14 protein-coding genes are annotated in these 13,344 nt (G+C 35.9%); 5 read left to right on the top strand and 9 right to left on the bottom strand.

From position 1 onward, the window contains the following. Nucleotides 1-3: 3 nt before the first annotated feature. From U8521_RS00130 to U8521_RS00100, 7 genes are all read right to left on the bottom strand, one after another. Nucleotides 4-1,071 carry an ABC transporter permease gene (locus tag U8521_RS00130; RefSeq protein WP_334351462.1) on the bottom strand — a complete coding sequence of 356 codons (1,068 nt, stop codon included), beginning with the start codon at nt 1,069-1,071 and terminating at the stop codon, nt 4-6. Continuing rightward, entirely contained in the window at nt 1,068-1,784 is a 717-nt protein-coding gene (locus U8521_RS00125; RefSeq protein ID WP_334351461.1) for an ABC transporter ATP-binding protein, read from the bottom strand. Before U8521_RS00125 ends, U8521_RS00130 begins: the two co-directional genes overlap by 4 nt. Before the next feature lie 110 nt (nt 1,785-1,894). Next, entirely contained in the window at nt 1,895-2,383 is a 489-nt protein-coding gene (locus U8521_RS00120; RefSeq protein WP_334351460.1) for a methylated-DNA--[protein]-cysteine S-methyltransferase, read from the bottom strand. A gap of 365 nt (nt 2,384-2,748) precedes the next feature. Beyond that, entirely contained in the window at nt 2,749-4,080 is a 1,332-nt protein-coding gene (locus U8521_RS00115) for a PTS sugar transporter subunit IIC (protein WP_334332492.1), read from the bottom strand. A gap of 130 nt (nt 4,081-4,210) precedes the next feature. Next, nucleotides 4,211-5,071 (bottom strand): MurR/RpiR family transcriptional regulator, encoded by an 861-nt coding sequence (locus U8521_RS00110; RefSeq protein WP_334351459.1) that lies wholly within the window; start codon nt 5,069-5,071, stop codon nt 4,211-4,213. Nucleotides 5,072-5,137: 66 nt separating this feature from the next. Next, entirely contained in the window at nt 5,138-6,034 is an 897-nt protein-coding gene (gene murQ, locus U8521_RS00105; protein ID WP_334351458.1) for an N-acetylmuramic acid 6-phosphate etherase, read from the bottom strand. Nucleotides 6,035-6,045: 11 nt separating this feature from the next. Then, nucleotides 6,046-6,783 (bottom strand): alpha/beta hydrolase, encoded by a 738-nt coding sequence (locus U8521_RS00100; protein ID WP_334332495.1) that lies wholly within the window; start codon nt 6,781-6,783, stop codon nt 6,046-6,048. Between the two features lie 146 nt (nt 6,784-6,929). Here U8521_RS00100 and U8521_RS00095 point away from each other — a divergent pair, with 146 nt between their 5' ends. The 5 genes from U8521_RS00095 to U8521_RS00075 all read left to right on the top strand — a co-directional run bounded on the left by U8521_RS00095 (nt 6,930) and on the right by U8521_RS00075 (nt 11,172). Then, complete coding sequence (locus tag U8521_RS00095; RefSeq protein WP_334351457.1) at nt 6,930-7,820, top strand: BadF/BadG/BcrA/BcrD ATPase family protein; 891 nt, start codon at nt 6,930-6,932, stop codon at nt 7,818-7,820. Nucleotides 7,821-7,837: 17 nt separating this feature from the next. Next, nucleotides 7,838-8,926: a DUF871 domain-containing protein gene (locus U8521_RS00090; protein WP_135371421.1), complete on the top strand. Its 1,089-nt coding sequence runs from the start codon at nt 7,838-7,840 to the stop codon at nt 8,924-8,926. Nucleotides 8,927-9,202: 276 nt separating this feature from the next. Beyond that, nucleotides 9,203-9,682, top strand: a complete 480-nt coding sequence (locus tag U8521_RS00085; RefSeq protein WP_334332497.1) for a PTS sugar transporter subunit IIA — start codon at nt 9,203-9,205, stop codon at nt 9,680-9,682. An 80-nt stretch (nt 9,683-9,762) separates the two neighbouring features. Next, the gene (locus tag U8521_RS00080) at nt 9,763-10,590 is read left to right on the top strand and encodes a site-specific integrase (protein ID WP_334332498.1); all 828 of its coding nucleotides are present in this window, start codon (nt 9,763-9,765) and stop codon (nt 10,588-10,590) included. A gap of 12 nt (nt 10,591-10,602) precedes the next feature. Beyond that, the gene (locus U8521_RS00075; RefSeq protein ID WP_334351456.1) at nt 10,603-11,172 is read left to right on the top strand and encodes an LOG family protein; all 570 of its coding nucleotides are present in this window, start codon (nt 10,603-10,605) and stop codon (nt 11,170-11,172) included. Between the two features lie 224 nt (nt 11,173-11,396). On the opposite strand, the gene rbsK is transcribed toward U8521_RS00075, so the two are convergent. Together rbsK and U8521_RS00065 are read right to left on the bottom strand one after the other, a co-directional pair. Then, nucleotides 11,397-12,302, bottom strand: coding sequence for a ribokinase (rbsK, locus tag U8521_RS00070; RefSeq protein ID WP_334351455.1), 906 nt, complete (start codon nt 12,300-12,302; stop codon nt 11,397-11,399). Between the two features lie 61 nt (nt 12,303-12,363). Continuing rightward, entirely contained in the window at nt 12,364-13,323 is a 960-nt protein-coding gene (locus U8521_RS00065; protein ID WP_334332501.1) for a D-ribose ABC transporter substrate-binding protein, read from the bottom strand. Between the last annotated feature and the right edge of the window lie 21 nt (nt 13,324-13,344).

The following is a 13,344-nucleotide window of genomic DNA, read 5'->3' as shown; positions in this document are numbered from 1 at the left end:
GGTTTAAACCTTCCTATACTTTTTTAATCCTAAAATATTTAACATCGTTAAAACTACCAAAAAGACTAGTAACATCAATAATGATTGAGAAATGCTTTTAAAATTTGCTCCCGACATGACTACTTGTGTCAATGCATCCCCGGCATATTTCATCGGTAGAAAATAAGAAATTACTTGAACGCCACTGGCCATCGTCTCTAACGGAATCATACCTGAGAAAAAAATCTGGGGCACGATGATCAACGGGATAAATTGCATCATCTGAAATTCTGACTTAGCAAACGTCGACATTAAGATTCCAAAAGCCATCGCTACTAGTGCTAAAACGAAGTTAATTAAAATTACGTAAAAGAGGTTGCCAATGACCTCAACTTTTAACGCCCAAATCGTGAAAAAGACAATTATTAAAGTTTGCACGATGGCAACCAAACCGTAACTTAACATATAGCCAAAGACGATCTCACTTCTTCTGACCGGTGTCGCTAACAGTCGATTCAAAGTACCACTAGTTCGTTCATTCAACAACGACATCCCCGAGATCAAGAAGACGAAGAAAAAGACGAAAAATCCCATCAATATTGGCACGATCTTGTCAAAAAAATTCGTGTCTTTATTACCGTATTGGTAGTGATTAGTGATTTTAAACTTTTTATCAGGTACATTGTAAAATTTCTTCACGCTACTAGTTAACTGTGATAAACGAGTGCTCATTAAAGCCATCTGCAATCTTTGCTTGATAAATTTTGTTTTACTAGCATCGGTATTACTATAAGTAACGTCTAAATCATCATTTTCGGAAACGATTACGGCATCTAATTTTTGGTTTAATTCTTTGATTGCGTGTTTCTTGTTAGCGTAATTGACAACTTCCATATGCTTGCTATCTAATTTCTCAACTAAAGAACTCTTCACTCCAACAACTCCGACGGTTACATCTGTTTGCGAATTGACGGAAAAGACGAGTTTCATTAAAAATAAAATCAACAGTGGTGCGACAAAGATCAACACTAAGGTACGTTTGTCACGTAACAGTTCTATTAAAATTCTTTTGGCTATCATCCAAGTTCTCATAAGGTTTCCTCAGCTTTCAAAAAGACTTCTTCAATCGTTTTTACCTGATATTTCTCCTTTAACTTCTCCGGTTGATCAAATTCGATAATCTTGCCATCCATTAAAAGAGCCACTTCATCAGTTAATTCAGCTTCACTCATCACATGAGTCGTTACTAAGATGGTCATTCCTTGATCACGCAATCTTTGTAACTCTGACCAAATCTTCTTGCGCAGTGCTGGATCAACGCCGACAGTCGGTTCATCTAAGATCAAAATTTGGTTATCGCCTAAAAGCGCAATTGCTAAGGACAGACGGCGTTTCATTCCTCCTGAGTAATTGATCACTCGCTTATCTAAAGCATCTGTTAAGTCAACTACTTCAGCAATATGCTCTATATAGTTCGTTGCATGATGCATTTTTTTCATTCCCGCAAAAAACTTCAAATTCTCTAATCCAGTCAACTGTTCATATAAGGCGTCACTCTGAGCCATATAACCAATTTTATTAAGCAATAGTCGATTAGGCATCTGCTTTCCTAAAAGCTTCGTACTACCGCTATCAGGCAACTCCATCCCCAAAATAATCTTAATGATAGTTGACTTTCCTGCTCCCGATGGTCCAATTAATCCAATAATTTTCGCATTTGCAATCTGCAAGTTGATATCATTTAAAACCGTCTGAGCGGCAAATTTCTTCGTCAAATGATTGATTTCAATTATGTTTTTACTCAAAAGACATCCTCTTTTCTTTAGGTGAGTGTTTACTCACTTTTGATATCTTAAGTATAATACTGGATAAAAAAATGTCGAGCTAATTTTTCTAGCTCGACACTTTTCTAAGTTTAATTTTTTTCTAGCTGCAATAACGCTTGTTTCATTTCCAGACCACCACGATAACCTCCCAAGCGATTATCCTTAGTCAAGACTCGATGACAAGGCACTACGATCAACAAAGGATTCTTCCCAATTGCTGATCCAACCGCTCGAACTGAATTAGGACGACCGATTGCCTGAGCAATTTGCGTATAATTTCTCGTTTGACCATAAGGTATCTCTAGCAGTTGTTTCCAGACTGCCTTTTGAAAATCAGTACCATTGAATTCAAGCGGCATCGTAAAGGTAGTTCTCTGATGATTAAAATATTCTTTCAGTTGATCTTGATATTTTTCTAATCCTTTTTTTACTTCAATTATTTGATAATCTGGGAAAAAACTTGTCAGTTCGGTAACTCCTTTATCCCATGAACCAATAAATTGTAATGAATCGTCATTGCCAGCAATAATATATTGATGATTTTTGAAATTAAATAATTGATACTCAATTTTTTTCATACAATCTTCCTTTCTAACGCTCTAACGACAAAAAAAGTAGATCCAATTTGAACCTGCTTTTCTCACGGTGTTTTAAATCTTAGACTTTATTAGCCACTCATGTTGTTCAATCATAAAGTTTAATGCAAAAACGGAACACAATACATAAAGAATAATTGAGATCACACTATTCAAATGTGGGAACAACGCTTTGGGGATAATAACAACCAGAAAGGCTGCTGTAGCCCAAACCCAACGATTAATCTTTATACCGTGGGCCTTAATCCATTTAAGAAATCTAGTACAAAAGAATAGTAGTGCAATAAATGCAACAAAAGTTAAAAACCAGTAAAGATAAGTCATAAAAGCACCTCTTTTAATCTAAATTAGGCATTAGCTGTTTCTGTGCTAGCATCAGCGTTTTCTGCATCTTCAGCCGTTTTATCTTCATTTTCTGTCTCAAGCATATGTTTATCATAAGCCTTTACGAATGGATAGTAAATGACTGTGGCAACTATCAAGTTAAAGACAATCAAAACAATTACACGCCAGTCATTACCAGCAGATAAGTAACCACCAATAGGAGCAGGTAACGTCCAAGCTGGAATTGTGGTGAATCCATTGACCCAGCCAGCTTTGACGACAAAGTAACTAATTGTAGTTAATACTAGTGGAACAACGTTGAATGGAATAAACATATAAGGATTTAACATCATTGGAGCACCGAAAATCATAGGCTCATTAATGTTAAAAATACCAGGAATAATTGAGAAACGTCCAACTTCTTTCAAGAACTTAGACTTACATACTACTAAGAACAAGAAAGCAACTACAACAGTAGCACCGGCACCACCGATAGTAACTGTCCATTGATAGAATTGTTCTGGTGCGATGTATGGCAAGTGAGTAGCTGAAGTACCATCAGCTAAAGCTTTTGCATTACCGTCCAACATAATCAACCAAAGAGGTCTTACAGCTGAACCAACAATACTCATACCATGAATACCAAATGACCACAAAATATGAATGAAGAACATTGGTAGCAAAGCGCCTAACAAGTTATTACCAAGGATATTTGTTAGTGGTTGGAATAATTTCAATAATAGACCATTAACATCAATATTTGCAATATCACGAATAATCCAAACTGATGTTAAAATTACGGCTCCAGGGATCAAAGCCTCAAAACTACGTGCAACTGCAGGTGGAACTTGTTCAGGCATCTTAATAGTAATGTGATGATTTGTGAAGAAACGATAAATCTCAACAGCAAAAATCATTGCTAAGATACCTGAGAACATACCTGAAGCACCCAATGAATTCATTGGTAGAACAAATCCAAGTGGAGCACTCTTTGGCGTTAAAACATTAACTGGAACTTGTAACATGAAGAATGCACCTAGAGATAAGATACCTCCAGTTACAGCATCCAATTTATATGATTTTGCCAAATCTGAACCCATAACAAATGTTGCATAGATTGACATCAACCCCATTGTAATACGATAAGGCAACACAATTGTGTTTGTATATGGTGCCAAAGCATTTTTCCATGCATCAACTGGCAAGTTTACGAATACCATGAAAAATGTACCAATTAGAACCAATGACAACGTAGAAACAACACCATTACGAATAGCTAACAAGTGACGCTGTGATCCAATTTTGGCCATAGGTGGGACGACTTTATCTTCCACCACTTTCATAAATTTATCCATAAAAAAATTCACCCCTCTAAAAAATAAGATTGTTTTGTATCCGTTTCCAAAATTATTGTAACACGGTGAAATTATATTTCAATATAATTTCTAAAAAAGGTGAATTTTTGATATTTATTTTTAAATAAATTTATTTTCGTAATTCTCGTTTGAACTCCTGAATCGCGTCGTGTGAGGCAGTTAGAGCCTTCGAACTCTCAGCGAATGTTTGGCTGACAAAATAATAAAAAATGACGTCAATAATCATAAATTGGGCCAACAACGAATTAGTAGCCGCAATTCGATTAGGACTTTCCTTTGGTTGTGACGTATGCACCGCGATATCTGATAATTTGGCTAAATCATTGTTACCAAAGCGAGTTAAAGAAACTAGTTTGATGCCATATTTTTTAGCAAACTTAGCTGCCATCAATGCTTCAGGAGATTGACCAGAATTTGAGATCACCCACAAAATGTCCTTTTCGTTGGCATTGACCAACTTGGGGATCAGACCATTTAAGTCATCATCCCCAATCGTAGGGTAATTAATTCGATTCCATTTTTGTGAAATATCTTCAGCTGCCAAATGAGATGCGCCCACACCAAAAATAAACAAGCGGTCAGCCTGTGAAATAGCCGTAACTAATCGTTGAACCTCATCTTCATTCAGTTGATCTGTTGTCTCCCTGATTGAATCTAAAGCACTAGTCAGTAGTTTTCCCTTGATAGATTTCAAATTCTCATTTGGCTTGATATCATCATTCATTTTAGGATCTGACTCCTTTTTAGTTAGATCCGATGACAAAAGAATTTTCAAAGTGGTAAAACTATCGATATCTAAACTTTTAGTCAGTCTAATAACTGACGCTGGGCTCGAACCTGATTCTTTAGCTAGTTGGGCCGCCGTCATTTGAATAGTTTTCTCTGGATTATTTAAAATAAAAGTTGCTACCTTACTCTCTGCCGTTGATAACTCCGATTGTGTATTCAGTATTCGACCCTTGACTGACATGACCTCATCCTCTTTTCTTCTTTTTCATCTTAAAAAAATAAGGTGACAAATCTTCACCTTAAGAAATTAACGTAAACTCTGAACCGCTTTTGCAATAAAACCATCATTTTTAACCAAGGCATCGTTAGCTGCCGCAAAGTCACAGTCTCCGATAATCATCACTATAGCGACTTTGGGTTGATGGTTTGATAATTCATAATACTTCGTTGCTTCCGTTCTTGAAACACCAGTAGCTTCTACAATAATTCTCTGAGCCCGATCAACTAGTTTAATATTAGTTGGTTTAACATCAACCATCAAATTGCCATAAACTTTACCAAGTTTAATCATGCTAGTAGTCGATATCATGTTTAGAATCAATTTTTCAGCGGTTCCAGCTTTCATCCTTGTAGAACCGGTTACGACTTCAGGGCCTACTACCGCCTCTATTGCAATATCTGCGTGTTGACTAATTAAGGCATCATGATTACAAGACAATGCCCCAGTCTTTGCGCCGATACTTTTAGCATAATCTAATCCACCAATAACATACGGTGTCGTACCACTGGCGGCAATTCCTAAAACAAAGTCCTTTTCACTAAGATCATGATCTTCTAAATCCTTTTGTCCCTCTTCTTTTGAGTCTTCAGCTCCTTCAACCGCGTCAGTAACTGCCTTTTTCCCACCGGCAATCAATCCTTGAACTAACTCGGGGCTGGTTCCAAACGTTGGCACACATTCAGCTGCATCCAAAATACCTAAACGACCACTAGTCCCGGCACCAGTATAAAAGAGTCGGCCACCCTTCTTTAAACAATCGACAACCGTATCGACAACTTTACTAATTGCATTTATTACTTCAGAATTACCAATTACTTTTGGTACTGCTTGATCCTGTTTATTGATCACACTCAAAATGTCGATTGTGTTCATCGTATCAATGTGCATAGTTTCTTCATTACGTGCTTCTGTCATTCTTTTCATTTTTCGTTCTCCTATATTTTCCCTAAAGGTAACCATTCAAAAATTTTTGCTATTTCCATATCCCAAAAATCCCAGTTGTGACTGCCAGGCTGTTCATCATAAATAAGGTTTAAGCCAATGTCTTTTGTTAAAAATTGGGTAAATTTATCACAGTCATTTTTCATAAAATCATCATTTCCAGTAGCGACATACCACCGTAATAATTTTAGTTGTGTTAAATCAGCTTTTTTAAACATACTTTCTAGCTGGTATTGACTTGCTTGATAGTCATCAAAAACTGCTTGATAATCTGGCATGATGTCTTTTACCACTTTTAAATTAGTAACGGGAGATATTGCAGCAACGGCGGAAAACTTATCTGGAAAGTTAGCTGCCAATTTTAATGCGCCATATCCACCCATAGAGTTACCTACTAAGTAATTTTCACTAGCTTTTTGACTCAATGGAAAGTACCTTTGCATTTGAGGTATCAGTTCTTGTGTCAAGTAATCCCAATAACGAACGTTAGAAGCTGTATTTGTATAAAAGCTTCTTTGCATGTCAGGCATAATCACTGCCACATTGTATTTACTAGCGATTCTTTCCAAGCTAGTTTTTCTTAACCAACAAGTTCCATTATCACCTAAACCGTGAAATAACCAGATCACTGGTATTTTTGCTTGAATTTTTATTTCATCTGGTAAAATAGCGACTACATTAGTTTGATTACTCAATATCTTAGAAGATCTTGCTAAATTTAAAACGGCCATATAATTACCTCTTTTTTCTCCTTATTATCCTAATTATATTTATAAAACAAAAAATCACATTTTTCAATTAAATGTTGAAAAAAAATTTCAAATAAATATAATTAAGAGTAAGGGTTTACATAAAAAATGTCAAAGGAGATTTTCTTATGAGTTACGTAATAGGTATCGACAGCGGTGGAACCCACATCGTTGGTCAAGCTTTTAACGAAGATAACCAGTTACTTTCGCAAGTTCAAAGTGGACCTGGTAATATTTTTCTCAATGAAGAAGAAACTTTAAAGAATCTTAGTGAGGTAATTGATTCTTTAATAACTCAGCATGGTCGTGCTAATTGTAAATACATTCTAATAGGTATCGCCGGCGTTGAAACAAAAGGAAATTCAAAAGAAGTCGCTGAAAAATTGACCCAAAAATTCCAAATAAAAACTTATGTAATCAGTGATGCACAGTTAGCGCTTTTAAACGGACTGGAAGGAAAAGATGGTACTTTAGTGATTTCTGGAACCGGATCAGTCGTTTATGGACGCCAAAATCAGCAAATGCTTCGTTTTGGCGGTTGGGGTAACTTACTAGGAGACACTGGTAGTGCTTATAAAATTACAGTTACCGCAATGAAGAAGATGCTTCATCAATATGATTTGGGTAAAACTTCATCGCTGCAATCTACCCTCTTAGCTCAATTAGATGCTCAGTCTCCAAAAGAAGCTGTAAAAAACTTTTATGCCTTAAATCGAAAAGAGATTGCAGCGATTGCACTTGAAATTGCTAAATTAGCTGATAACGCTGACCAAGAAGCTATTGAAGTAATCAAAGAAGAAGCTCTTGCTTTAAGTAACGAAATCATCGGCTTGTTCTCAAGATATCAAGGTCAGCATCCAAAAGACATCGCTTTATCTGGATCTGTTTTAGTTCACAACGCGATGTTCCGTAAGTTTTTGACAGAAAATGTCTTGAAATCTTACCCCGATATCAATGCAACCGTTGTAGATACTAATAATGCTCGAGGAGCCATCTTTTGGCCACTATGGAATAAATAATTAAGGAGAAATTAAATATGACAATGAGAAAATTAGGTTTATCCATTTATCCTGACCACAGCGATTTTGAAAAGAACAAAGCATACTTAGAATTAGGTCACAAGTATGGCTTTTCAAGAATTTTTATGAGTATGTTGGAAGTTCAGGGATCAGTCGAAGAAACGAAAGCTAAATATCAAAAAATCGTTGATGTTGGTAACAAATTAGGTTACCAAACAATTATCGATGTTTCTCCAAGAATTTTTGACCAACTACACATCAGTTACGATGATCTCGAATTCTTCCATGATCTTCATGTAGCTGGCATCAGATTAGATCAAGGATTCGATGGTGCAACCGAAGCAATGCTTTCTTACAACAAATATGGTTTGATCATTGAATTGAACATGAGTAACAACGTTGACTATTTGAATAACATCATCAGTTACCAAGCTAATACATCCCATATTTATGGGTGTCACAATTTCTATCCTCAAGTGGGTACTGCTTTGCCATATGATTTCTTTATGAAATGTAGTGAAAGATTTAGAAAATTCAACATTCATACTGCTGCTTTTGTGGCCAGTCAAGTTGGTAATATGGGCCCTTGGAATGTTAATGATGGCCTACCTACTCTTGAGATGGATCGTCGTTTACCAATTGAAGTACAGACAAAACATCTATTCGCTTCAAATATGATCGATGATGTCATTATTGGAAATGCTTACGCTTCTGAAGAAGAATTGAAAGCAATGTCTAGTTTGAATAGATATCAAGTCGAATTTCATATTAATTTTGTACCTGACGTCAACGAGATCGAAAAAACAGTTGCTCTTACTCCACAACACTTTAGACGTGGAGACATGAACAATTTAGTTATTCGCTCGACTATGCCTCGAGTAACATATAAAGAAGTTCCTAACAAACCACATGATAACGAACAAGAATTTCAACGTGGGGATGTTTTAGTCGGTAACGACGGCTTTGGAATTTACAAAAACGAACTACAAATAGTATTACAACCACACAGTGAAGCACGTAAAAATAAAATCGGTAGTATTAGTCCTGATGAACTCATTCTCTTAGACTTTATTAAGCCATGGAGTAAGTTCAAATTCTCTGAATAAATTTATTCAATAATTTCCTAACAATTTGGGAAATTATTGTTTTTTTATTAATCTAGACCATTTTTAGCCAATTTTTATTGAAATTACACAAAGGTAGTTATACTATTAAATAATAGTTAAGCGCTTACAACGGCTTTTTACAAGCTAATAACTGATTTTTTTAAGGCTTGTTTAAAATATTTTTCATAAATCTTAAAAGAATCTATAATATAAATGTAAGGTTGTAAACGTTTTAGTAGAACTCATCTACTGAAAAACTTGAGAGGAAGATTATATATGGGGTTGTTCACAAGAAAAAAGATCGATGAATTCGTAGCACCTGCCACGGGTAAACTGATTCATTTGGATAAAGTCAGTGATCCAGTATTTTCACAGAAACTTATGGGAGACGGATATGCACTAGCACCAACTGAAAACACGATCGTAGCACCAATTGGTGGTGTTATTGGGACTGTCTTTCCTACTAAACACGCCTTGATGATCACAACTAAGCATGGTCTTGAAATTATGCTTCACCTTGGAATCGATACGGTTGAATTAAAAGGTAAACCTTTTGAAATGTTCATCAAAGAAGGCGACACCGTAAAAACAGGTCAAAAAATTGCTACAATGGACTTGAAACAAGTTAAGGAAGCTGGAAAAGATACTTCCCTTATGACCATTATTACTAACTCGGATGAAGTTAAGGAAATGGGTGAATTTGAGGAAAAAGACGTCTTAGCTGGTGACAAAGCGATGGATATAAGTGTAAATTAATATTTAGGACTAGGTTTTTCCTAGTTCTATTTTTTTACAATTCTTTAACTAAGGTATAATAAAATTAGGAGGTGAAGAAAATGGTTAAGGTCCCCTATTTATCAGGATTCAATGCCTATTTGAAAACTCGACATATCTCACCTAAAGCTCATACTGAATATATGAACTCTTTAAATGATTTCTTCAACTATACAGTCCAGCACAATAATGATTTTAAGATCTCCGAAAAAATCACCGATGTTCACGAAATGGATGTCAGACTTTTCAAGGACTTCATGTTAGAAAATCTCAAATTAAGTCCTAGTACAATCAATAAAGTTATCAGCAATTTAAATGTTTACTTCAAATATCTCTTCAGTATTAAAAAAACGCCTGAGATTCCAACTTTAAATGTTAATAGTGTCACAGTCCCCAAGCAATCGGATTTCCCTGTACAAGTCTTTTTAAAGTTATCTGATTATCTAGAAATGGATCTCAGTGTCTACACGAGATTATTGATTTTGATCATCTCCAAGGGATTCAATTATAAAGAAGCGCTTCAAGCGGATTTTTATAAAAAATTCAATCAATTGCAATTCAATCGTGATGAAAAACATTTTTTAGACATCTATCATAGTTATATTGAGCCTTACAAAAACTATTGGGATAACGATAATCTCTTCTTGAGTCGTAATAAGGCCGCTAATTCACCACTCTTGACTGTGACGGCTTTACATCGTGATTTAAAGCGAGATAGTGAAACGACTAAACTTGATCTTGCACCTAAAAAGCTTTATACGACCTTCATTCTAGTAGCACTCAGTACCAAAACTTTATCAGACGATCAACTGCGAGCTTTAGAAGCTTTGGACACGGCTTCAGTTTTGTATTATCGACGTTTGAAGCGTGAAACAAATTTTGAAATTTAAGGATAAAAATTTATGAAAAACATTGCGGTTTACTGTGGTGCCTCAACTGGTAACCAAGAAATTTATCAAACTAGTGCCAGAGAACTTGGCCACTGGCTGGTCGAAAATGATTATGGACTCACTTATGGCGGGGGGAATAAAGGGCTGATGGGAATCGTCGCCGACAGTGTTCTAGAGAAAAATGGATTCGTCCACGGTATCATTACTCAAAAATTGTTCGATCGAAATTTAGCTCATGACAACTTAACTAAATTAGACATTGTCCAAACTATGTCCGAACGAAAAGAATTGATGCTTCAAGATTCAGTCGCCAACATTGCTTTACCAGGCGGTCCAGGAACGTTAGAGGAAATTTCGGAAGCTTTCTCGTGGACCATTATCGGTGAAAGCAGTCATCCCTGTATCTTCTTTAATCCCAATCACTACTATGACAAATTGGCAAGTTTCTATGACGAGATGACCACGCAAGGTTTTTTGGATAAAAAGGTCCGCCAAACGTTGTTATTCAGCGATTCTTTACCAGAAATAGGCCATTTTATCACCACTTTTCAAGCTCCCGGATTACGAAAATATCGTGAGTAAGTCAATCAAATTATTTAACTATCATTCAAAAAGAAACTACATTAGAGGTGTCAGGTAGATATTACCTGATAAATATTCTCCTTAGATATACATTACAAAATGTGATTTTCTCATTAACACTACTTATAATAAATATCCTCCCAATTTGTATTGATCCAAGTACAAATCAATTTTATAAACTCTCTGATATAAAAAGGCACGTCGAATTTTTCGACGTGTCTTTTTTAAATCTCATCTCGAACTGGGATGGATGGAAAAGCTCCTAATTTTTGGACTGTTAATGATGAAGCTTTACTGGCATAAACGATTGCTTCGTGTAAATTAGAAAAATCAGTTTTTAGTTCTGCAGACAAAGCTCCAATAAAAGTATCTCCTGCGGCTGTAGTATCAACTGCTTCAACTTTAAATGCCGGAATCTGTTCGTTCTCACCTTTATAAGAAAAAAATGAACCTTTTGAACCTAACGTGATAATTACGCAGGCAATTCCTAGATCATGATAGAATTTGGCAGATTCTTTCATTGAATCAATATCAGTGACTTTAATACCAGAAATCAATTCACTCTCAGTCTCGTTTGGGGTAATAACGTCAGTTAAACTCAATAATTCTTTTGGAATCTCTTTATGAGCTGGTGCTGGATTTAAAATTGTCGTTTTATTAGCTTCATGAGCAATTTTAAAGGCTTCGATTGCCCCAGAAACCGGAGTTTCAAATTCAGTTACCACAAAGTCACTTGCTTGAATAGTTGTTTTAGCCTTTTTTACATCTGCTGGAGTAACAAGAAAATTTGCTCCAGCTTGGACAATGATTGAATTCTGACCACTCTTTTGTAGAAGAATATAGGCTTGCCCCGTATCTTTTTTAGGTGAAACTGTAACGTGATCAACGTTAATCTGATTATCTTTTAGTTGTTTTAGCATGAAATTTCCATTAGCATCATCCCCGATTCGACCTATAAAACTAGTTTGGGCTTTAGAACGGGCTGCCGCTACAGCTTGATTAGCACCTTTTCCACCAGCGGCTTTTGAAAATGAATTCATTTGAATCGTTTCACCAGGCTTTGGTAAATTATCGATATGTAAAATACTATCGACGTTAATACTTCCCAAGACAGTCACTTTATTTGCCATTTTATTACCTCCAAAAAAGGGAAACATGAAAAAATTTCACATTTCCCTTAATTCATGTCTGTTATTTGTTTAAGCTTTCTGTTGTAACTAACTTCAATGGTGATTCAATACTCTTCTTAACTTTCTTACCGTTGAAGTAATCATAGGCTGCTTGAAGTGACAAGCGACCCATTTCTTCTGGTTGTTGAGCGACAGTTGCGGCCATTTTACCTGATTTAACAGCCTTAATTCCGTCTTCTTCACCATCAAAACCAACAATTGTAACTTCTTTGTTAGCAGCTTTAACTGCTTGAACAGCGCCTAGTGCCATTTCGTCATTTTGTGAGAAAATACCAACGATATCTGGGTTACCTTGAAGAATATTTTCAGTTGTACTCAAACCTTTAGCACGGTCAAATCCAGCTGTTTGTTTTGCAACAATATCCAATTTACCTTTGGAGTAATTATCAAAACCTTTACCACGTTCACGTGTAGCTGAGGCACCTGGAATTCCTTGTAATTCAGCAATCTTCGCATTCTCACCTAATTTTTCAATCAAAAACTTAGCAGCCATTTGCCCACCTTTGGTCGAATTTGAAGCAACTAAGGATAGAACTTTACCACCATCACTGGAACGATCAACTGTGATAACTGGGATTCCAGCATCATTAGCGTCTTTAACTGCCGGCGTGATAGCTGAAGAGTCAACTGGGTTAATGATCAGGATGTCGACCTTTTTAGTGATTAAATCTTCAATGTCGTTATTCTGTTTTGCTGTATCATTTTGTGCATCAGAAATTTGAACTTTGGTATCATTTTTCTTAGCTAAGTCATTGATACCTTTCTTAACTGAAACGAAGAATGGATTGGATTGTGTTGAAAGACTTGCTCCAACTTTAATATCCTTTGGTTTCTTCTTTTCAACTTTAGAGTCACTGGAGTTTCCGGAATCTAATCCTGTATTACCACATCCAGCTAGAGTGATCAATGCTAAGGCTGAAACACCCACGGTCAATAGAATTCGTTTTAAAGATTTTTTCATAATAGTAAATCCCCCATTATT

The sequence above is a fragment of the Companilactobacillus miaonis genome (assembly GCF_036913615.1).
Classification (GTDB): domain Bacteria; phylum Bacillota; class Bacilli; order Lactobacillales; family Lactobacillaceae; genus Companilactobacillus.
This window is presented reverse-complemented; position numbering and strand designations above follow the sequence as displayed.